This is a genomic window from Streptomyces sp. XY431 (assembly GCF_001279805.1).
GTDB classification, from domain to species: Bacteria; Actinomycetota; Actinomycetes; order Streptomycetales; family Streptomycetaceae; genus Kitasatospora; species Kitasatospora purpeofusca.
Map to the genome: position 1 here is coordinate 1 of NZ_LGDO01000032.1, position 20,807 is coordinate 20,807.

At 71.6% G+C, this 20,807-nt stretch carries 20 protein-coding genes; 9 read left to right on the plus strand and 11 right to left on the minus strand.

The window, feature by feature from the left end:
- The 3 genes from ADK60_RS05440 to ADK60_RS05450 form a co-directional block, all read left to right on the plus strand.
- On the plus strand, positions 1-969 hold a 969-nt coding region (locus ADK60_RS05440; protein ID WP_053643682.1), incomplete at its 5' end, for a S1C family serine protease.
- Positions 970-1,026: 57 nt separating this feature from the next.
- A complete protein-coding gene (locus tag ADK60_RS05445; protein ID WP_045941237.1) occupies positions 1,027-1,803 on the plus strand; it encodes a response regulator transcription factor in 777 nt (258 codons plus the stop codon).
- The gene (locus ADK60_RS05450; RefSeq protein ID WP_079008074.1) at positions 1,800-3,299 is read left to right on the plus strand and encodes a sensor histidine kinase; all 1,500 of its coding nucleotides are present in this window, start codon (positions 1,800-1,802) and stop codon (positions 3,297-3,299) included. The genes ADK60_RS05445 and ADK60_RS05450 overlap by 4 nt, the downstream gene beginning before the upstream one ends.
- An 89-nt stretch (positions 3,300-3,388) precedes the next feature.
- Here the strand turns inward: ADK60_RS05450 and ADK60_RS05455 are convergent, their stop codons facing one another.
- The 6 genes from ADK60_RS05455 to ADK60_RS05480 all read right to left on the minus strand — a co-directional run bounded on the left by ADK60_RS05455 (position 3,389) and on the right by ADK60_RS05480 (position 11,203).
- A complete protein-coding gene (locus tag ADK60_RS05455; RefSeq protein WP_053643684.1) occupies positions 3,389-5,182 on the minus strand; it encodes a bifunctional metallophosphatase/5'-nucleotidase in 1,794 nt (597 codons plus the stop codon).
- A 256-nt stretch (positions 5,183-5,438) separates the two neighbouring features.
- Positions 5,439-6,788 carry an ATP-binding protein gene (locus ADK60_RS05460; RefSeq protein ID WP_053643686.1) on the minus strand — a complete coding sequence of 450 codons (1,350 nt, stop codon included), beginning with the start codon at positions 6,786-6,788 and terminating at the stop codon, positions 5,439-5,441.
- Between the two features lie 38 nt (positions 6,789-6,826).
- A complete protein-coding gene (locus tag ADK60_RS05465) occupies positions 6,827-8,401 on the minus strand; it encodes an SCO6880 family protein (RefSeq protein WP_045941230.1) in 1,575 nt (524 codons plus the stop codon).
- A 7-nt stretch (positions 8,402-8,408) separates the two neighbouring features.
- Positions 8,409-9,758 carry a hypothetical protein gene (locus ADK60_RS05470; protein WP_234370950.1) on the minus strand — a complete coding sequence of 450 codons (1,350 nt, stop codon included), beginning with the start codon at positions 9,756-9,758 and terminating at the stop codon, positions 8,409-8,411.
- Positions 9,748-10,572, minus strand: coding sequence for a DUF8175 domain-containg protein (locus ADK60_RS47460; RefSeq protein ID WP_063783049.1), 825 nt, complete (start codon positions 10,570-10,572; stop codon positions 9,748-9,750). Before ADK60_RS47460 ends, ADK60_RS05470 begins: the two co-directional genes overlap by 11 nt.
- A gap of 280 nt (positions 10,573-10,852) precedes the next feature.
- A complete protein-coding gene (locus tag ADK60_RS05480; protein ID WP_045941228.1) occupies positions 10,853-11,203 on the minus strand; it encodes a DUF8827 family protein in 351 nt (116 codons plus the stop codon).
- A 248-nt stretch (positions 11,204-11,451) separates the two neighbouring features.
- On the opposite strand from ADK60_RS05480, the gene ADK60_RS05485 reads away from it, so the two are divergent.
- Both ADK60_RS05485 and ADK60_RS05490 read left to right on the plus strand, forming a co-directional pair.
- Entirely contained in the window at positions 11,452-12,630 is a 1,179-nt protein-coding gene (locus tag ADK60_RS05485; protein WP_079008076.1) for a C40 family peptidase, read from the plus strand.
- Positions 12,631-12,826: 196 nt separating this feature from the next.
- Entirely contained in the window at positions 12,827-13,567 is a 741-nt protein-coding gene (locus ADK60_RS05490; RefSeq protein ID WP_053643688.1) for a phosphatase PAP2 family protein, read from the plus strand.
- A 15-nt stretch (positions 13,568-13,582) separates the two neighbouring features.
- On the opposite strand, the gene ADK60_RS05495 is transcribed toward ADK60_RS05490, so the two are convergent.
- Entirely contained in the window at positions 13,583-13,774 is a 192-nt protein-coding gene (locus ADK60_RS05495; RefSeq protein ID WP_159400316.1) for a hypothetical protein, read from the minus strand.
- A gap of 162 nt (positions 13,775-13,936) precedes the next feature.
- Here ADK60_RS05495 and ADK60_RS05500 point away from each other — a divergent pair, with 162 nt between their 5' ends.
- Positions 13,937-14,848: an SCO4651 family lipoprotein gene (locus ADK60_RS05500; RefSeq protein ID WP_053643690.1), complete on the plus strand. Its 912-nt coding sequence runs from the start codon at positions 13,937-13,939 to the stop codon at positions 14,846-14,848.
- A 169-nt stretch (positions 14,849-15,017) separates the two neighbouring features.
- The gene (locus ADK60_RS05505) at positions 15,018-15,245 is read left to right on the plus strand and encodes a hypothetical protein (RefSeq protein WP_159400317.1); all 228 of its coding nucleotides are present in this window, start codon (positions 15,018-15,020) and stop codon (positions 15,243-15,245) included.
- 44 nt (positions 15,246-15,289) lie between these two features.
- On the opposite strand, the gene ADK60_RS05510 is transcribed toward ADK60_RS05505, so the two are convergent.
- Positions 15,290-15,682, minus strand: a complete 393-nt coding sequence (locus ADK60_RS05510; protein WP_053643693.1) for a metal-sensitive transcriptional regulator — start codon at positions 15,680-15,682, stop codon at positions 15,290-15,292.
- Positions 15,683-16,107: 425 nt separating this feature from the next.
- On the opposite strand from ADK60_RS05510, the gene ADK60_RS05515 reads away from it, so the two are divergent.
- Together ADK60_RS05515 and ADK60_RS05520 are read left to right on the plus strand one after the other, a co-directional pair.
- Positions 16,108-16,728 carry a DUF47 domain-containing protein gene (locus tag ADK60_RS05515; RefSeq protein WP_030312623.1) on the plus strand — a complete coding sequence of 207 codons (621 nt, stop codon included), beginning with the start codon at positions 16,108-16,110 and terminating at the stop codon, positions 16,726-16,728.
- Between the two features lie 5 nt (positions 16,729-16,733).
- Positions 16,734-17,732 (plus strand): inorganic phosphate transporter, encoded by a 999-nt coding sequence (locus tag ADK60_RS05520; protein WP_053643695.1) that lies wholly within the window; start codon positions 16,734-16,736, stop codon positions 17,730-17,732.
- A 160-nt stretch (positions 17,733-17,892) separates the two neighbouring features.
- On the opposite strand, the gene pstB is transcribed toward ADK60_RS05520, so the two are convergent.
- From pstB to pstC, 3 genes are all read right to left on the minus strand, one after another.
- The gene (gene pstB, locus ADK60_RS05525) at positions 17,893-18,669 is read right to left on the minus strand and encodes a phosphate ABC transporter ATP-binding protein PstB (RefSeq protein ID WP_030397520.1); all 777 of its coding nucleotides are present in this window, start codon (positions 18,667-18,669) and stop codon (positions 17,893-17,895) included.
- Between the two features lie 70 nt (positions 18,670-18,739).
- Positions 18,740-19,816 carry a phosphate ABC transporter permease PstA gene (gene pstA / locus ADK60_RS05530; RefSeq protein ID WP_053643697.1) on the minus strand — a complete coding sequence of 359 codons (1,077 nt, stop codon included), beginning with the start codon at positions 19,814-19,816 and terminating at the stop codon, positions 18,740-18,742.
- Positions 19,813-20,790, minus strand: coding sequence for a phosphate ABC transporter permease subunit PstC (gene pstC / locus ADK60_RS05535; RefSeq protein ID WP_045941220.1), 978 nt, complete (start codon positions 20,788-20,790; stop codon positions 19,813-19,815). Before pstC ends, pstA begins: the two co-directional genes overlap by 4 nt.
- Between the last annotated feature and the right edge of the window lie 17 nt (positions 20,791-20,807).

Consider the following 20,807-nt stretch of genomic DNA (forward strand, 5'->3'; position numbering starts at 1 on the left):
CCCCCTCCCCCGCTCCCGCCGTTCCCGCCCGAGCCGGCCGACCCGGCACCGGCCGGGGGCCCCGGCCACCGGGCCCGGCGCGGCCTGCTGCGCGGGCGGCTCGCCCTGGTCACCGCCGTCGCCGCGGTCGCCGCCGTCCTCGGCGGGGTCACCGGCGGCGTCGTCGCCGCCCAGGGCCACGGCTCGGTGAGCCGCAGCGGCACCGTCGCCAGCCCGGTCGCCGCCCGTTCCGACGGCAGCGCCGACGTCGCCGCCGTCGCGGCCGCCGTCTCGCCCAGCGTCGTCCAGATCACGGTGCAGACCGCGAACGGGACCGCCACCGGCACCGGCGTGGTCCTCACCGCCGGCGGCCAGATCCTCACCAACTACCACGTGGTCTCCGGCGCGGCCGACGGCGGCCGGATCACCGTCACCTTCCACGACGGCTCCACCGCCACCGCCGCCCTCACCGGCACCGACAAGAGCCTGGACGCCGCCGTGATCACCGCGAGCGGCGCCAAGCAGCTCACCCCCGCCGTGCTCGGCGACTCCTCCGCCGTCTCGGTCGGCGACCCGGTCGTCGCCATCGGCAACCCCGAGGGCCTCACCGGCACCGTCACCTCCGGCATCATCAGCGCCGAGCACCGCGAGGTCACCGTCCAGCTCGACGAGGGCACCACCAGCGGCAACGGCGGCTTCGGCCTCCCCAACCTGCCCGGACTGCGCGGCAGCACCCCGCAGAGCAGCGGCAGCACCGCCACCTACCAGGCCTTCCAGACCGACGCCGCGCTCAACCCGGGCAACTCCGGCGGCCCGCTGATCAACGCCGCCGGGCAGGTCATCGGCATCAACTCGGCCATGTACTCGCCGAGCGGATCGAGCGCCACGGCCGGCGGCAGCGGGGCCGGCAGCGTCGGCCTCGGCTTCGCCATCCCGATCGACGACATCAAGCAGGTGCTGCCCGAGCTGCAGTCCGGCCAGAACGTCTGAGCACGTCCGACAATTGACCCGAGCAGGGCCTCCCGCCACCAGAAAGGGCAACCGCCGATGACCCCGTCCGCCGACGACCGCACCCCCGCCGAGCCCGGGCAGCAGAGCACCGCCCGGCTCCTCGTGGTCGACGACGAACCCGCCCTCCGGGACGCCCTGGAGAGCAGCCTCGTCTTCGAGGGCTACGAGGTCGCCACCGCCACCGACGGCTACGAGGCCCTCGAATCCGTCGAACGCGACCGGCCGGACCTCGTCCTGCTCGACATCATGATGCCCCGGATGGACGGCCTCACCGCCGTCCGCCGGATGCGCTCGCGCGGCGACACCGTCCCGGTGCTGATGCTCACCGCCCGCGACGCCGTCGGCGACCGGGTCACCGGCCTCGACGTCGGCGCCGACGACTACCTCGCCAAGCCCTTCGAACTCGACGAGCTGCTCGCCCGGGTGCGCGCCCTGCTGCGGCGCAACGCGCTCGCCACCGAGGCCGCCGCCCGGGCGGCCGCCGTCGAGGAGGAGACCGACGTCCTGGCCTTCGCGGACCTGCGGATGAACACCGCCACCCGCGAGGTCACCCGGTCCGGCCAACCCGTCGAACTCACCCGCACCGAGTTCATGCTGCTGGAGATGTTCCTCGCCCACCCCCGCCAGGTGCTCACCCGGGAGCAGATCCTCAAGGCGGTCTGGGGCTTCGACTTCGAGCCCTCCTCCAACTCGCTGGACGTGTACGTGATGTACCTGCGCCGCAAGACCGAGCAGGGCGGCCTGCCCCGGGTCATCCAGACCGTCCGCGGGGTCGGCTACGCGCTCCGCCCGGCAGCCGGCACCGCGGCGTGAGCCCCACCGTCCCGCCGCCGCCGCTCGCCCCACCGCGCATCCCACGCCGCCGCGGCCGCCTCAGCACCTGGTACCGCGCCCGCTCCCTGCGCAGCCGGTTCGCCCTGCTCACCGCGGCGGCGGTCGCGGTGGCGATCGCGGCCTCGGCGCTGGCCTGCTGGTTCATCGTGGAGAAGCAGCTGTACGGCGTGATCCGCACCGACCTGGAAAATGTGCGCGAGGGCGGTCCACCGGCGCAGCTCGACGACTGCTCCCCCAACCTGCAGAGCGCGCTCAAGACCGTGCAGGGCACCGTCCCCCAGCCGCCGGGCGGCGGTTCCGCCCCTCGCGACACCCAGTACGTGATCCCCGGCCAGACACCGCTCTACTGCCTGCCGCCCATGGCCGCCAAGGCCATCGCCCCGGACCCCGACGACACCGCGGTCCTCTCTCTCAGGCCGAACCAGTTCATCATCCGCCAGGGCCACTACACCAACGGTGAACCCGCCCTGGTCCGGGTCTCCTGGACCAAGCAGAAGGCCCTTCCCCCCACCCTGATCATGGTCGCCACGTCCACGAAGGCCGTCGACGAATCGCTCAACCGACTCGCCTTCGTCCTGGGCGGCGTCGCCCTCGGCGGGATCGCCCTCGCCGCCGTCGCCGGGCGACTGGTCGCCCGCTCCGCCCTCAAACCGGTCGACCACCTCACCAACGCCGTCGAGCACATCGCCCGCACCGAGGAGGTCGGCACCACCATCCCGGTCCAGGGTGACGACGAGATCGCCCGGCTCTCCACGTCCTTCAACTCCATGAGCACCGCCCTCGCCAACTCCCGCGAACGGCAGACCCGGCTGATCGCCGACGCCGGCCACGAGCTGCGCACCCCGCTCACCTCGCTGCGCACCAACGTCGATCTGCTGATCCGCAGCGACGACACCGGCCGGCCGCTCCCGCCCGCCACCCGCACCAAGCTGCTCGGCAACATGAAGGCCCAGATGCAGGAGCTCACCGTGCTGATCGGCGACCTGCTCCAGCTCTCCCGCCCGGACTCCCCCAAGCCGGTCCGCACGCTCTCCGTGGTTGCCGTGCACGAGATCGCCGAACGGGCGGTCGAGCGTGCCAAGTTGCGCGGCCCGGGGCTGGTCTTCGAGACCTCCACCGAGCCCTGGTTCGTCCACGCCGACGCCGCCGGCCTGGAGCGGGCGGTGATCAACCTGCTGGACAACGCGGTCAAGTACAGCCCGCCCGGCGGCACCATCGCCGTCCGGCTCGACCAGGGCGTGCTGACCGTCCGCGACCACGGTCCCGGCATCCCGCAGGACGAACTGCCGTACGTCTTCGACCGGTTCTGGCGCTCCCCGTCCTCGCGCCAGCTCCCGGGCTCCGGCCTCGGCCTGTCGATCGTCGCGCAGACCGTCCGGGAAGCCGGCGGCGAGGTGTCGCTCGGCCCGGCCCAGGACGGCGGCCCGGGCGCGCTGGCCACCGTCCGGCTCCCCGGCGGCCCCTCCCCCGACTGAACGCAGGGCCCGAACCGCGGGCACGAAAAAAGGGCGGGGCGCCCCGACAGCGCCCCGCCCCGGCCGGCTCACGGCCAGCGACCCTCGACTCAGTCGATGGTGCTGCCCGGGCCGATGACCTTGATGCGGTCCTGCGCCGGCGCCTTCAGCGGCGCGGCGGCCGAGCTGTTGGCACCGAGGTAAGCGGCGAAGACGTCCAGGTCGGAGGCGCCGACGAGCTTGTCGGTGCCGGCCGCGAAGGCCGGGAAGCCGTCGCCGCCGCCGGCCAGGAACTCATTGGCCGCGACCCGGTACTTGGCGGCCGGGTCGATCGGCGCGCCACCCAGGCGGATCGAGTCGACGACGACCCGGTCGGCGCCCTTGTTGCGCATGTCCAGGGTGTAGGTGAGGCCCTTGGACGGCTGCAGGATCTTCGGCGAGGCCTCGTTGGAGCCGCTCACCTGCTGCTGCAGCAGCTGTATCAGCTGGGCCCCGGTCAGCGTCTTGACCTGCATCATGTTGGTGAACGGCTGGACGGTGAACGCCTCGCCGTAGGTCACCACACCGTCGCCCTCGGCGCCGCTCTGCTTGTAGACGAGGTCGGAGCGGATGCCGCCGGGGTTCATGAAGGCGACCTGCGCGCCGCCCTTGTCGGCCGCCGCGAGGCCGGCCTGCTGGGCGTCGGCGATGACGTCGCCGAGCGGCTTCTCCGGGTCGCTGTTGCCACGGCCGTTGATGTCCGAGGCGATGTAGCCCAGCGGACGGTTGGCGATCGGGGCGGCAAGCTTGGAGTAGTGCGAGATCAGCTCCGTCATGTCCGGAGCCTTCTCGACCGTCCGGCGCACGATGTGGTTCTCGGCCTTGACCGACGGCCGGACGATCGCGCCGGTGCTCTTGTCGAGCTTCAGGTCGATCTCGGTGTACAGCCGGCCGAAGGAGGCGGCGCTGGTCACCGAACGCGGCACACCCTGCGGGTCGGGGATGGTGCAGGCGTACGCGTTGTGGGTGTGGCCGGTGACGATGGCGCCGACCGCCGGGTCGATCCGCTTGGCGATGTCGACGATCGGGCCGGAGATGCCCTCGCCGGCCGCGCCGCAGTCGTAGTTGTAGGTGCTGCTGGCCGGCAGGCCGCCCTCGTGGATCAGCGCGACGATCGAGTTGACGCCCTTGGCCTTCAGCTCGGCGGCGTACCTGTTGATCGTGCTGACCTCGTTGGCGAACTTGAGGCCCTTGACACCCTCGGCGGTGACGATGTTCGGCGTGCCCTCCAGGGTGACGCCGATGAAGCCGACCTTCACGCCCTGCGACTTGGTCACCCAGTACGGGGCCAGCAGCGGCTTGCCGGTCTTCTCGTTGGTGACGTTGGCCGAGAGGTAGTTGAAGTTGGCGCCCTTGAACGTGCGCCCCTCCTCGTAGCAGCCGTCGGTCGGGTGGCAGCCGCCGTCCTGGAGGCGGAGCAGCTCGGCGGAACCCTCGTCGAACTCGTGGTTGCCGACCGAGGTGACGTCCAGGCCGAGCTTGTCCAGCGCCTCAATGGTGGGCTCGTCGTGGAACAGCGCGGAGGTCAGCGGCGAGGCGCCGACCAGGTCGCCGGCGGCGACGGTGATCGAGTCGTCGGCGGGGATCCGGGCCTGGCGCAGCGCGGTGGCCAGGTACTCGATGCCGCCGGCCGGGGTGCTGACCGGCTGGCCGGTGGCCGGGTCGATCTCCCGGATGGTGCCGGAGGAACCGGCCGGGGGCTCCAGGTTGCCGTGCAGGTCGTTGATGGCCAGCAACTGGAGGTTGACGGTCTTGGGCTTCTTGGCGGTCGCGGCCTGGGCCGCGGACGGCATGGCCACCGTGCCGACGAGGCCGGCGGCGGCGACGACGGCCAACGCAGACCGTCGGGTTCTGACGGAGAGCATGTAGGGGGTCCCCTGCACCTGTGAGAGCGCCCAGCTGTGGACAGGCCCGGGCGCGCGAGACGAGTGTCGTTGCGCGAGTGCAGCCTAGGGTCAACGCGCGTAGCTGTCAGGCCCCTGGACGTAACGACAGGGTTACCTACTGACGAATCGTCGTCGGATTCTGCCCGCCTCGCCGGGCCCGCTCCGCACCCGCACCGGCGCCCCAGGAGGCCGGCCCGGGGCCCGGGAACACGCCCCGGGCCCGCCGGATCCGGGCTCAGATCCCCGGCTCGGCCGCCAACTGGTGGTCGGCGCGCACCCGTTCGGCCACCGCGTCCTCGGTCATCGCCCGGTCGGTATAGACCAGTGGGCGCTCCGCCTCGGTGATGATGTGCTTCACCACCTGGACGTTTCCGTTGACGTCCCAGACCGCGATGCCCGGCGAAAGTGTGGGGATGATCTCCACCGCCCAGCGGGGCAGGCCGAGCACCCGCCCGGTGGCCCGTGCCTCCTCGGCCTTCTGCATGTAGATCGTCCGGGTGGAGGCCATCTTGAGGATCGCCGAGGCCTCCTTGGCCGCCGCCCCGTCCACCACGTCCGACAGGTGGTGCACCACGGCCACGAAGGACAGGCCGAGCCGGCGGCCGAACTTCAGCAGCCGCTGGAACAGCTGGGCCACGAAGGGGCTGTTGATGATGTGCCACGCCTCCTCGACCAGGAAGATCCGCTTCTTGCGGTCCGGCCTGATCCAGGTGTGCTCCAGCCAGACACCGACGATCGCCATCAGGATCGGCATCGCGATCGAGTTGCGGTCGATGTGCGACAGGTCGAAGACGATCAGCGGCGCGTCCAGGTCGATGCCGTCGGTGGTCGACCCGTCGAACATGCCCCGCAGGTCACCGTCGACCAGGCGGTCCAGCACCAGCGCCACGTCCAGGCCCCAGGACTGCACCTCGTCCACGGCCACCCCGAGCGACTCCACCGAGGACAGGTCGGGGCTGCGCAGGGTGTCGATGATGTCGTCCAGCACCGGCTGGCGGTCCCGGACCGTCGCCACCACATGCCCGTGCGCGGCCTTCAGCGCGAAGCCGGCCCGCTCCTCCAGAGCGCGCCCCATCGCCACCTCGACGATGGTCCGCAGCAGCGACAGCTGCCCGGTCTGGGTGATCGCCGGGTCCAGCGGGTTGAGCTTCACCCCGCCGTCCCTGGCCGCCATCGGGTCCAGCCGGATCGACTTTATGCCCAGCGCGTTGGCGATCAGGTTCCACTCGCCGACCCCGTCCTCGCCCTGCGCGTCCAGGACCACCACCTGCCGGTCCCGGAACCGCAGCTGGCGCAGCACATAGGTCTTCTCCAGCGCCGACTTGCCGTTGCCGGACTCCCCCAGCACCAGCCAGTGCGGGGCGGGCAGCTGCTGGCCGTACAGCTGGAACGGGTCGTACACGTACCCCTTGCCGCTGTACACCTCGCGCCCGATGATCACCCCGGAGTCGCCCAGCCCGGGCGCAGCGGTCGGCAGGTACACCGCCTGCGCCTGGCCGGTCGAGGTGCGCACCGGCAGCCGGGTGGTCTCCACCTTGCCGAACGCCAGGCTGGTGAACGCGTCGGTGAGGTTGCCGATCGCCATACGGGGGCCTCCAGATCAGTCGCTCGGCCGGGATCCGCTCAGCGGCGGATACCGGTGGCGAACGGCAGGGTGTTGACGAACGCGCGGTGGTGCTCGCGGTCGCACCACTCCAGCTTCAGATAGCTCTTGCCGGCCGAGGCCCGGATCGTCCGCTTGTCCCGGGCCAGCGCGTCCGGATTGCGCGAGGAGACCGTGATGTACCCGACCAGGTTGACGCCGGCCGCGCCGGACGCCAGGTCGTCGCCCCGCTGGTCCACCCGGCCGGTGTGGGCCAGGTCGCGCGGGTCGACCGTGCGGTTCATCTTGGCGGCGCGGCTGGCCTCCGCCTCGTCGTTGGTCTTCTCGGTGAGCATCCGCTCGATGGCGACATCGGTCGGTTCCAGGTCCATCGTCACCGCCACCGTCCGGATCACGTCCGGGGTGTGCACCAGCAGCGGCGCCAGGAAGTTGACGCCGACCGGGGTCAGCGGCCACTCCTTGATCCACGCGGTGGCGTGGCACCACGGCTCCCGGGTCGCCGACTCCCGGGTCTTCGCCTGGAGGAACTGCGGGTGCGTGGCGTCCAGCTCGGCCGGCCAGGCATTGCGCCTCGACATCGCCTGGAGGTGGTCGATCGGGTGGTCCGGGTCGTACATCGAGTGCAGCAGCGAGGAGAGCCGGGCCTGGCCCAGCGGCTGCCGCACCCGGATGTCCGCCTCCGCCAGCCGGGCGCAGATGTCGGTCAGCTCGCGGGCCATCACCGAGGCGAGGCCCTCGTCGTCCCTGGCCCGCCGGCCGGTGGCCGTCCGCCCCATCGCGTGCGCCTCGGCGGCGAGGTCCCGGGTGTAGTGCATGCACGCCACCAAGTACGCCCGGTGCTGCTCGGACGAGGTCGACACCATCGACTGCAACTGGTCGTACGAGTCCTTCAGCCAGTTCGGCGCGCCCGGGTCGCCGCGCCGCTCCACGTCCTTGGCGTGCGCGTCCGGGTCGGCCGGCAGGGTCCGGGCCAGGATCTGCAGCCGGGTCACGAAGCCGTCCCCGTTCGCGACGTGCTTCAGCAGCGTCCCGAACCGGTCGACCAGCGCCTCCTGGTCCTCCGAGTCGCGCAGCCCGACACCCGGGCCCTCGATCTCGATCGCCGCCGTCACCGTTCGCCGCTCCAGGTGCATCAGCACCGCGACCTCGTCCGGCCCGAACGGCGCCGAGAGCCAGCGCAGCCGCCCGACCCCGGGCGGCGGGCCGATCTCCACCTCGCGGCCGTCCAGCCGCGTCCCGGCATCGACCGCGTCCGACTTCCACACCGCCCGGCCGCTGCGGACCGTCCGCCGGTAGGTGCGGTTGATCTCCACCCACTTGTAGAAGGTCCGGCGCCGGTACGGCACGTAGACGGCCGCGATCGCCAGCGCCGGCAGACCCACCAGACCCGCGATGCGCAACGGCAGGACCGGCATCAGCAGACCCCAGAGCATGCCGAGGAACGCGCCGAAGATGATCAGCACGATCTCGCCGGACTCCCGGTTCCGGCCGATCGGCGCGTTCGGGCGGGCCTTGCCGATCAGGTAGGTACGGCGCTGGTGCACGTACGGCTGGGCGTACTGGGCCCCGTACTGGCCGAGCGGTTCGCTGCTCACTTACCCGTCACCCTCCCTTCGCTGGATTGCTGTCGCGGATCGGACCCGAGCCCTGGGCCGGCGGCCCGGCCTGCGGAGGCGGCGAGGGCGCCCGGGACGCGTGGGCGGCGATGCCCGGGGCGACCGAACCGCCGCCGGCACCCCCACCGCCGCCGCCCGCCTGCCGGCCGCGGTCGCCGTGCGTGCTGATGCCCTGCCGCATGAAGTTCGCAGTCCCGTTGATCATCGCCGACCCGGCGGACACCGCGCTCGCCCGGGCGTGGCGCATGTTCATGATCTCGTCGCCGAAGCCCGGCACGAAGCGGTAGACGGCGGCGCTCGCAAAGATCGACAGGAAGAGGATCGCCAGCCCCGACAGCACCCGGGCGAAGTCGTCGCTCGCCCCCGCCCCGGCCGACACCGCACCGGCCAGCCCGAGGATGATCACGATGATCGGCTTCGCCAGGTCCACCGCCAGCATCACCCCCGCCCAGCGGCGCACGTGCTTCCACAGCTGCTTGTCCACCAGCCCCGCGTACACCGCCGTCCCCAGCAGCGCGCCCACGTAGAGCATCGCCGCCCGGATCAGCAGCTCGATCCAGAGCACCGCCGCGGCCAGCACGGCCACCAACGAGGTGATGATCAGGATCAACGGCCCGCCGCCGATGTCACCCTTCTCCAGGGTGTCCGCGAACCCGCCCAGGTACGTCCCGGTGTCCGACTTCGTCCCCACCGCGATCGCCTTGGTCAGCCCGTCGGTCGCGCTCACCACCGTGTACAGGATCAACGGCGTGAACGCCGACGCGACCACCGTCAGCCAGAGGAACCCGATCGCCTCCGAGATCGCCGTCGTCAACGGCGCCCCGCGCACCGCCCGCTTGGTCACCGCGAGCAGCCACAGCACCAGCGTGACGACCGTCGACGCGGCGAACACCACCGCGTACTGCTGCAGGAACGACGCATTGGTGAAGTCCACCTCCGTCGTCCCGTCGATCGCCCCCGACAACTTCCGCACCACCCACACCGCCGCCTGCGCGCACCCCTTGGCCAACGCCCCCAACGGATCCGTCACCGTCCCGACGGTCCCGCTCCCGGGAATCACCACGGCGCCGTTCGGGGCACAGCCCGCGTCGCTACCGGGGATCGGGAGGTCCACCTTCTGACAGGTGGCCGACGGGGACGGCGACGGGCTCCCCGTCGGGGACGGCTCGGCGAAGACGCGCTGCGCCGCGAGCAGAGCCCCGAGCTGCACGGTCGCCAGCACTCCCGCCAGCGTCCCCGCGCGGCGGACGGCGGGCCGGACGGCACCGTCGGCGGCGGCCCCCCCGCGCCCCGCTCGGCGGCCGGCCGACTGGTCGGCGGTCAGGTCAACGGGCATAGCGGAAACCCCCGAACTGCTGGACGGCGCCGGTGATCTCCTCGGCGGTGGCGGCCTGTTCGTCGCCCGGCATGGGCGCGGGCCCCTGCCGGCTTGCGTAGTCCGTGAGCTTCCAGTCGCCACCCGTCCAGCGCAGATCGAGGGTGAGCGTGAACCAGCTCGCCACCACCGGCTGCACCGAGCGCTCGCCGGCCAGGCCGGTCAGACCGGTGCACCAGACCTCGACCTTGGTCTCGGCGTCGGCGTAGCCGACCGCCTTGGCGCCGACCGGGACGGTACGGCTGACGAAGGTGAGGCCCTTGGGCGCGCGCCCCTGGGCGTCCAGTCCGTAGCGGGCCACGGTGTCGGCGCCGAACCCCTGGTCCAGCCGGGACTGGAGGGTCTGGGCGGCGGCCGGGTCGGCGATGGTGGTGACGATGGTGTGGCGGCTGTCGGTGCGGAACATGTCGGCGGAGCCGATGGCCACGGCGTAGTTGGCGGCGGCGGACTGGGCGCCCTGCTCGGTGTGCGGGAAGCCGGCGGCGATGCCGTTGACGGTGGCGGTCACCGGCTGGTCCCCGCTGGGCGCGGGGCCCGCGCCGGAGGTGGCGGTGGCCGCGGCGGCCCGGTCGGCGGAGCGTCCGGCGGCGGCGGTGCCGGGGTCGGGCTTGCCCCGGTTGGCGATGGAGATCGCCAGGACGAGCAGGGTGACGACCAGCAGCACGGTCAGCAGGGTGCGCAGCGGACGGGCCTGACGGGCGTTCATCTGCGACGAGGGCTGTTCGCCGACCGGCAGCCGCGTACGGGTGTGCGGCTGGTCGTCGGACAACGGCACGGCGGCCCTCCTGGTGCGGGGAGCCGGGGGCGGCTCCGGGGGCCCCTCCGGCCGTGGGCGGGCGGGAGGGAAGGGGTGGTGGATGGATTCCCGGCGTGGCGCCGGGCATGCACGGATGCCCGGTCGGACGGTCCGGCAGTCGGACGGTCAGACGATCGGACAGGCCGACCGGCAAGGATGCCGCGCCGTCCGCCGGCGCGTCACGACGGTCCGCCCCATGGGCGCCGTCGGCTCCGCCTCGGCTGTCCGCTCCACCTGCCCGGCCCGCGCTGCCCGATCGTCAGATCGCCATGCCGTACACAATGGTGAACAGAGTGCCAAGTGATCCAATGATGAACACGCCGGTCAGGCCGGCGATGATCAGCCCCTTGCCCTGTTCGGCGCCGAAGCTGTCACGCATCGCGGTGGCGCCGATCCGCTGCTTGGCCGCACCCCAGACAGCGAGGCCGAGGCAGGCCAGGATCGCCACGGCCATGACGACCTCGACCATCACCCGGGCCTCCGAGCCGAGACTCGCGAACGGACCCCAGTCCGGGGCGATCCCGCCGATGATGGTGTCGATATTCGGCTTCTTTGGAGGGTCCTCGGCCAGGTGGCCGATCGCGATGCTGTGCACGCTGCTCTGGTTCATTTCCATCTCACCGCCCGATCAGGCAAATTCAAGGGCCCAGACCCCGCCCGCGCGAAGGGTCGGTACCTATTCTTGGCCAGATCTGATGTCGACTTGGCTGCTTCTCGCGGATTGGTCGTGAGTCATCGGACACGTACGCGAGGATGTCCACCGTACGAAGGATAGCGCTCACTCTTTGTATCTCTGATGATTGCGGTGAGCAACGCCTTCCGGGACACTTCGACTGACGATTCGTCGGGATGGTGCTGATGGTACTCCGGAAGGGCGCTACGGCCGCCGCTGCCGCAGGAGTTGTCGCGGTCGGCTTCATCGGGCTGGTGACGTTCGGGACGTATGCGGCGAGCGGGACTCCGCAGCGCCAGGGCAATGCCGCCGGACTCTCCCCGGGAACCGTTCCGGCCGCGTACCAAGGGCCGATCGAACAGTGGGGACGGCTCTGCCCCGATCTCTCCCCCCCGTTGCTCGCGGCGCAGTTGTACCAGGAAAGCGGTTTCGACCCACGGGCCCGTTCCGGGGTCGGCGCGGAGGGATTGGCGCAGTTCATGCCGGGCACCTGGGCGGCGTACGGCACGGACGGCAACAACGACGGCCGGAAGGACCCCTGGGAGCCGCTGGACGCGATCGCCTCGGCGGCCACCTTCGACTGCGCGCTCGCCGCCTTCGTCGCCAAGGTCCCGGGCGACCGCCAGTCGAACATGCTGGCCGCCTACAACGCCGGGCCGGGCGCGGTGACGAAGTACCAGGGCGTGCCGCCGTACCGGGAGACCCAGGGGTACGTACGGAACATCCTGGCCACGTCCCGCAGCTTCGCCTCCCCGGTCGCGCCGGTGGAGGTCTCCGCGCAGTCCGCCGGGGCGATCTACTTCGCCCAGGGCAAGCTCGGCACCCCGTACCTGTGGGGCGGTGACGGGCTGGCCTCGCAGAACGGGCGGTTCGACTGCTCCGGGCTCACCCGGGCGGCGTTCGAGAGCGTTGGCATCATCCTGCCCCGGGTCGCCAACGACCAGTGGTACGCGGGCCCGCACCCGTCCCGCGACCAGCTGCGTCCGGGCGACCTGGTGTTCTGGGCGACCGATCTGTCCGACCCGCGCTCCATCCACCACGTGGGCATCTACGTCGGCGGCGGATACATGATCAACGCCCCGCACACCGGCGCGGTGATCCGCTACGACAAGATCGACACCAAGGAGTACATCGGCGCCACCCGGGTGACCTCGGACGCCGCCCAGGCCCTGCCGAACCGCAACGCCGACGGCGGGGTGATCGCCCCGAGCCGTCCCGGCGACCCGGCCGCACCCCCCACCCCGGCTCCGGCCGCCCCGTCGGCCCCGGCGGCCCAGGTGGCGCAGGCGGCCCCGGCCGCCCGGCCCACCGCCGTCGCCGCCACCGGACCGGCCGGTTCCGGTCAAACCCCCGCAAAGAACTGATCCCCGACCGCCCGGCCGGTGTGCGCGCGGCGTGGACGCTGAGTCAAGTTTCCATAACCGCGCGTTTCCGTGGAACGCTGTCCGTCGGTTATGACGTTGTGTCCGTTGGCCTTCCGTCAGCCGCCCTGACCTGGGCGACGGCGGACGGGCCACGGCCGGAACGATCCAGGTGCAGCGGACCAGAAGGAGGTGCGGCGTGTCGACGCCGCTTGCCGACACGACCAACCCCGACCTCGGCCTGCTCTACGCCGTCAACGACCTGGCCAAACACGCCCCGGCCAGGCTGGACCACCTGGTCTCCTGGATCGGCGAGTACGGCATCCTGATCGGCCTGGCCCTGCTGGGCCTGGTGGGCTGGCTGCAGGCCCGGCGGCGTCCGGACGCCCCGGTGGCGGTCGCCGGGCTGCTCTGGGCCCCGTTGTCGGTCGCCATCGCCGAGCTCGCCAACCTGCCGATCGCGGCGATCGTGGACCGCCCCCGGCCCTTCGTGGACCACCCCGACCTGGAGGTGCTGGTCGAGGGCAAGGCCGGCACCTACTCCTTCGTCAGCGACCACTCCACGATGTCGATGGGCATCGCGGTGGCGCTGTTCCTGGTGAACCGCCGGCTCGGCTGGATCGCCGGCGGCCTGGCCCTGCTGCAGGGCTTCTGCCGGATGTACATGGGCGTCCACTACCCCACCGATGTGATCGGCGGCTTCGCGCTGGCCGTCGCCGTGGTGCTGCTGCTGGCGCCGATCGCGATGGCCGTGCTCGTCCCGCTCTGCCACGCCCTGACCCGCACCCCGCTCGCCCCGCTGATCCGCGCCGGACGGCGCGGCGAGCCCGGCGGCGGCGGACGGGGCCCCGGGCGCGGCGGACGGGGGCGGCGCGGCGGCGGGACGCGCGGTGCGCTCCGCGCCGAGGAGCCCCGGCCCGAGTCCGACCTGGCCGCGTGATCGGACAGACCCGCCCTACGCCGGGGCGGTGTCGCTGCCGGTCAGGTGGTCCTCGGCCTCGCGGCGGGCGAGGTCGCGCGAGCGCCGGGCCGGGGAGAACCAGCCGCAGCTGCAGGTCGCGAAGCAGAAGGAACCGCGTTCGCTGATCGCGACACGGTGCTCGGGCATCCGGACGGTGCCGGGAAGGTCCGGCAGCTCACTGTGCACGTGGTTCACGGTAACGCGCCGGACCACCGGCGCGCGACGTCCGGAACGCGCCGGGTCCCGCGTAACCCCTCACGCCCCAACTCGTTTGCCCGGAAAGAGCTCTGCCCACCCCCTGGTGGCCGGCGGGGCAGTCGGGCCCGAGGGGGTTTCGCGAGGATGAACATGACCGACCAGCATCGCACCGGCCGGACGGTCGGCCGGGCGGAGCGGCGGCCGCGGCCGGCGGCGGGGGCCGTGCTGCTCGCCGCCGTCCTGACCGGCGCGGCCGGACTGGCCGGCTGCTCGCCGGACAGCGCCGGGGGCGCCTCGGCCGACCAGCAGGCGAGCAGCACCCCGGACCAGCTCTCCGCCGACCCGCTGACGGCGGTCCGCAGCACCGCGGACATCACCGGCCGGGCCGGCTCGGCGCACGCCGCCACCGAGCTGGTGACCGAGTCCGCCGACAAGAAGGCCGTCTTCACCGGCACCGGTGGCTACGACTACGTGAAGCGGATCGGCCGGCTGGAGGTGCAGGTGCCGCCCGGTGCCGCGACCACCGGCAAGATCGTCGAGGTACTGCTGCCCGGCACCGTCTACCTCCAGAACAGCGGCGCCAAGGTGCCGGAGGGCAAGTGGGTCAAGCTGGACGTCCGCCAGCTGCCGGACGGCAACCTGGTCAGTGGCGGGGCCACCGACCCGGCCTCCGCCGCGGGCGCGCTGCGCGGGGCGCAGAAGGCCGAACCGGTGGGCACCGAGACGGTCGACGGGGTGTCCCTGAAGCACTACCGCGGCACCCTGGACCTGACCAAGGCGGCCGACGCCACCGGTGGCCGGGGCGGGGACGGCCTGCGGATGGGGGCGCAGACCTTCACCGTGAAGGACGTCCCCTACGACGCCTGGCTGGACGACCAGGGCCGGCTGCACAAGGTGGTCGAGGTCTTCACCTTCGCCGGGGTGGCCGGGTCCAAGGAGCCGAAGGACCAGGTGAAGGTGGTCTCGACCACCACGCTGACGGACTTCGGCAAACCGGTGGAGGCCGCCGAGCCCGCCGCCTCGGACATCTTCACCATGAAGCCCGGTGAGAACCCGAAGTAGCTCGGCGTGGGAGGCCGCCGGTCCGGGTGGGCCCGGGAGTCCCGGAGCCCACCCGTTTCGGCGGCGCCGAGATGGCCCGTCCGTGCCATGTGGACGGGCTCCGAAGTGCCTAGGCTGGACGTCGGGTGGCTGCCGCCCGGGCTGGTGAGGCGCTGAAGGGGTGGTGCAGGTGATGGCGTCCACGGGCGACCGCAGCGGCGGCCACGACGACGCGGCCCTCGACGAGATCGAGCTGGCCGGTGAGCTGATGATCGCCGCCACGGCCAGCAGCGGTGACCGGCTGCCGACCGAGCGGATCGACGAGGTGCTGCTCGACCGGCCCGACGGCGGCCCGGCCGCCGAAGCGGCGCGCGAGCTGCCGGACCAACGCGGGCTGCCGGACCCGCGGGACCCGTAGGCCCCGCGGCACCCGGGCCGGCGCCGCCGTCGGCCGTGCCGGGCTCAGCTGCGCAGCAGTCGGGCGATCGCCGCGGTGGCCTCGGCGACCTTGGCGTCCAGCTCGGTCCCGCCCTCCTCGGCGGCGGCCGCGACGCAGTGCCGCAGGTGCTCCTCCAGCAGGGAGAGCGCGAAGGACTGCAGGGCCTTGGTGCCGGCCGAGACCTGGGTGAGCACGTCGATGCAGTAGACGTCCTCGTCGACCATCCGCTGGAGGCCGCGGATCTGGCCCTCGATCCGGCGCAGCCGCTTGAGGTGCGCGTCCTTCTGGGCGCTGTAGCCGTGCGGCCCGTGACCGGTGTGGGCGGCCCCGGCGGCCTCCGGGGAGACCGCGTGCTCGCCGTGCGGTTCCGCCCCGGGCGCCTGCTCCGGCCCGGTACGCGCTTGCGTGGTGGTCATCGGCCCGCCTTCGTCTGGGTGCCTGGGTGGCTGCGTCGGCCTCCAGTGTCCAACACCCGGGCCCGTCGTGGTGTTCCTCCGACGCCGTCGGCCCCCAGCGGGCCCCCAGCGGGCCGGCGACGGGCCGGTCACGGGTCGACGACGGGCAGCAGCGGGCCCGGGAGCGGCCGCGTCAGGCCCCGGTCGGCCCCGGGTTCCCCCGTCCGGGGAACACCCCGTCGTTCCGCCCGCACAGCAGGGGCAATCCGGGCGAGGTTCCGTCAGACTGGGGGCTCACGCCCGTACCTGTGGTGCATCGGACCCACCGCTGCGGCAGCCGAACGGAAGGGGAGGTTCCGGCTCCTTTTCGGCCACCCCGTTTGCGCGCCCACGCGCGGTTGCGCCTAGCATCGTTCAGTCCCCTACCCCGCACATCGGAGATTTCCGTGCGTTTTAGCCTGACCCCGAAGGAGACGAGTTTCTACGACATGTTCGCCGCCGCCGCGGAGAACCTGGTCGTGGGCTCGAAGCTCCTGCTGGAACTGCTGGGATCAGACGTGTCGGCCCGCGCGGAGATCGTCGAGCGCATGCGCGCCGCCGAGCACGCCGGAGACGACACCACCCATGCGATCTTCCACCAGCTGAACTCGTCCTTCATCACGCCCTTCGACCGCGAGGACATCTACAACCTCGCCTCGTCGCTGGACGACATCATGGACTTCATGGAGGAGGCCGTCGACCTGGTCGTCCTCTATGACATCCAGACCCTGCCGAAGGGCATCGAGCAGCAGATCGAGGTCCTGGCCCGCGCCGCCGAGCTGACCGCCGAGGCGATGCCGAACCTGCGGAGCATGTCCAACCTGACCGAGTACTGGATCGAGGTCAACCGGCTGGAGAACCAGGCCGACCAGATCCACCGCAAGCTGCTCGCCCACCTCTTCTCCGGCCAGTACGAGGCGATCGAGGTGCTCAAGCTCAAGCAGGTCGTGGACGTCCTCGAACAGGCCGCGGACGCCTTCGAGCACGTCGCCAACACGGTGGAGACCATCGCGGTCAAGGAGTCCTGACCCCCGTGGACATGGCAGCACTCATCGCCGTCGTCGGCGTTGCGTTCTTCTTCACCTACACCAACGGCTTCCACGACTCGGCCAACGCGATCGCGACCTCGGTCTCCACCCGGGCGCTGACGCCCAGGGCGGCGCTGGCGATGGCCGCGGTGATGAACCTGGCCGGCGCCTTCCTGGGCAGCGGGGTGGCGCACACCGTCTCCCAGGGCATCATCGAGACCCCGACCGGCAACCAGGGGATGGCGATCCTGTTCGCCGCGCTGGTCGGAGCGATCGCCTGGAACCTCGTCACCTGGTACTTCGGCCTGCCCTCCTCCTCCTCGCACGCGCTGTTCGGCGGCATGGTCGGCGCGGCCCTGGCCGGCGGCACCGAGGTGATCTGGAGCGGCGTCATCGACAAGATCATCATCCCGATGATCGTCTCCCCGGTGGTCGGCCTGGTCGGCGGCTTCCTGGTGATGCTGGCGATCCTCTGGCTGTTCCGCCGGGCCAACCCGCACCGGGCCAAGCGCAACTTCCGGGTCGCGCAGACCGCCTCGGCCGCCGCGATGGCGCTCGCGCACGGTCTGCAGGACGCGCAGAAGACCATGGGCATCGTGGTGATGGCCCTGGTGATCTCGGGCCACCAGGGCCAGGACGACCCGATCCCGGTGTGGGTGAAGATCTCCTGCGCGACCATGCTCTCGCTCGGCACCTACGCCGGCGGCTGGCGGATCATGCGGACCCTGGGCCGGAAGATCATCGAGCTCGACCCGCCGCAGGGCTTCGCCGCCGAGGCCACCGCCTCGACCGTCATGTACATCACCTCGTTCGTCTTCAAGGCGCCGATCTCCACCACCCATGTGATCACCTCGGCGATCATGGGCGCGGGTGCCACCAAGCGGATCCGCGCGGTGCGCTGGGGCGTCGCCAAGAACATCGTGCTCGGCTGGTTCATCACCATGCCGGCGGCCGCCCTGGTCGCGGCGCTGGTGTACTGGTTCGTCCACCTGTTCTGGGGCTGACCGGACTGCCCGCCCGGACACGGAAACGGACAACGGGCACGGACACGACAGGGCCCGCCCCCCGGTTCTCGGGGGGCGGGCCCTTTTCATGCTTCGCGGCGGCACCGCCATGCAGCACCGCGAAGCAGCCTGTGTCGCGCTGCCCGCGCGGTCCGGCGGTTTAGCCGAAGCGGCCGGAGATGTAGTCCTCGGTCGCCTGCACGGACGGGTTGGAGAAGATCCGCTGGGTGTCGTCGAGCTCGATCAGCTTGCCCGGCTGGCCGACGCCGGCCAGGTTGAAGAAGGCGGTGCGGTCGCTGACGCGGGCCGCCTGCTGCATGTTGTGGGTCACGATGACGATGGTGAACTGGGTCTTCAGCTCGCCGATCAGGTCCTCGATGGCGAGGGTCGAGATCGGGTCGAGGGCCGAGCACGGCTCGTCCATCAGCAGGACCTGCGGCTCGACCGCGATGGCGCGGGCGATGCAGAGGCGCTGCTGCTGACCGCCGGAGAGGCCGGCGCCCGGCTTGTTCAGCCGGTCCTTGACCTCGTTCCAGAGGTTGGCGCCCTGGAGGGACTTCTCGACCTTGTCGTCCAGTACGGACTTCTTGCGGACACCCGAGAGCTTGAGGCCGGCGATCACGTTGTCGTAGATCGACATGGTCGGGAACGGGTTCGGGCGCTGGAAGACCATGCCGACCGAGCGGCGGACGGCGACCGGGTCGACGCTGGTGCCGTACAGGTTCTCGTCGTCCAGGAGCACCTTGCCCTCGACACGGGCGCCCGGGATCACCTCGTGCATCCGGTTGAGGGTTCGCAGGAAGGTGGACTTGCCGCAGCCGGAGGGGCCGATGAAGGCCGTCACCGAGCGGGGTTCGATCGCCATCGAGATGTCCTCGATGGCCTTGGTGGAGCCGTAGTAGGCGGACAGTCCGCTGACGTCGATGCGCTTGGCCATGGTCGTTCGTCTTCTTTCGCCCGCGGCCGGGGGCCGCTGATAGATGCAGTGTCGTACGTCAGTCGGTCGCTCAGTGCCCGGCCTTGGGCGAACGCCAGCGGGCGATGCCCCGGGCGATGAGGTTGAGCCCCATCACGAAGGCGATCAGCACGAGCGCGGCTCCCCAGGCACGGGCGTAGCCGTACTGGTTGTTCACCTGGGAGTACTGCATCCAGATGTACATCGGCAGCGACTGCTGCGGCCCGTCGAACGGGTTGTTGTTGATGTAGTCCGCGCCGAAGACCAGCAGCATCACCGGTGCGGTCTCACCCGTGATGCGGGCGACCGCGAGCATCACACCGGTGGTGATGCCGCCGATGGCGGTGGGGATGACGATCCGGAGAATCGTCTTCCACTTCGGCACGCCGAGCGCGTACGACGCCTCGCGCAGCTCGTTCGGGACGAGCTTGAGCATCTCCTCGGTGGAACGGACCACGACCGGCAGCATCAGGATGGCCAGCGCGAGGCTGCCCGAGAAGCCGGAGTAGTTGAAGCCGAGGGCGAGGTTCCAGACGGACAGGATGAACAGACCGGCGACGATCGACGGGACACCCGTCATGACGTCGACGAAGAAGGTGACCGCCTTGGCCAGCTTGCCCCGGCCGTACTCGACCAGGTAGACGGCGGTCAGCAGGCCGATGGGCGCGGCCATCAGGCTGGCGAGGAGGACCTGCTGCAGGGTGCCGATCAGCGCGTGGTAGATACCACCGCCGGGGCCGGAGGCCCGCACGCCGCGCATGGAGTGGGACAGGAAGTTCCCGTCCACCACCTTGGCGCCCTGCTGGACGGTGTAGAAGGTCAGGGCCAGCAGCGGGATCACGGCCAGGATGAAGGCGACCCAGACCACCGAGGTGGCGAGCCGGTCCTTGGCCTGGCGGCGGCCCTCGACCTGCGCCGAGAGCACGTAGCTGACGACCACGAAGAGGATCGCGGAGATCAGGCCCCACTGGAGCTTGCTCTCCAGGCCGCCGACCGCGCCGATGCCGCAGCCGAGGGCGACGGAGCCGGCTGCCACGGCGGCCGGGGCCCACTTGGGCAGCCGGTTCGCGGTCAGCGGCCGGCCCAACGGGCGGGCGTCCGCCGGGACCGACGTCGTTGCCGTGCTCATGAGTTGGCCCCCGAGTACTCCTTGCGGCGGGCGACGATCAGCCGCGCGGCACCGTTCACCAGCAAGGTGATGACGAACAGGACGAGACCGGAGGCCATCAGCGCGTCCCGGCCGAAGGGCTGGGCCTCGCTGAACTTCAGCGCGATGTTCTGCGCGAAGGTGCCGCCGCCCGGGTCGAGCACGTGCAGCGAGAGGACGCTGCTGGAGGAGAGCACGATGGCGACCGCGATGGTCTCGCCGAGCGCGCGGCCGAGGCCGAGCATCGAGGCCGAGATGATGCCGGGGCGGCCGAAGGGCAGCACCGCGGTGCGGATCATCTCCCAGCGGGTCGCGCCGAGCGCGAGCGCGGCCTCCTCGTGCATCCGCGGCACCTGCCGGAAGATCTCACGGCTGACCGCGGTGATGATCGGGAGGACCATGATCGCCAGCAGGATGCCGACGGTGAACAGGTTGCGCGGGGTGGTCGCCCGGGACTGGTCGAAGATGTACGTCCAGCCGAGGTAGTCGTCCATCCAGCTGGTCAGGCCCTCCAGGTGCGGCACCAGGAAGAGCGCGCCCCACAGGCCGTAGATGATGCTGGGCACGGCCGCCAGCAGGTCCACCAGGTAGGCGAACGGCTGGGCGATCCTGCGCGGCGCGTAGTGGGAGATGAACAGCGCGATCCCGATCGCCACCGGCACCGCGATCACCATCGCGATCGTCGCGCTGACGATGGTGCCGAACACCAGGACGGCGATGCCGAAGACCGGCTTCGGGGCGTCCGGCGTCCACTCGAAGGTGGTGAAGAAGTTGCCCTCGTTCTTGCTCAGGGCGATGCCCGAGCGCCAGGTCAGGAAGCCCGCGATGGCGGCCATGACCACCAGCAGCAGGATGCCCGACCCGCGGGACAGGTTCATGAAGATCTTGTCGCCGACCCGGCTGTCGCGCCGGCGGCGCTCCCCGCCGGGCGGGGCGGCAGGGGTGTTTGAAGTCATTGGTCTACTCCGGTCTG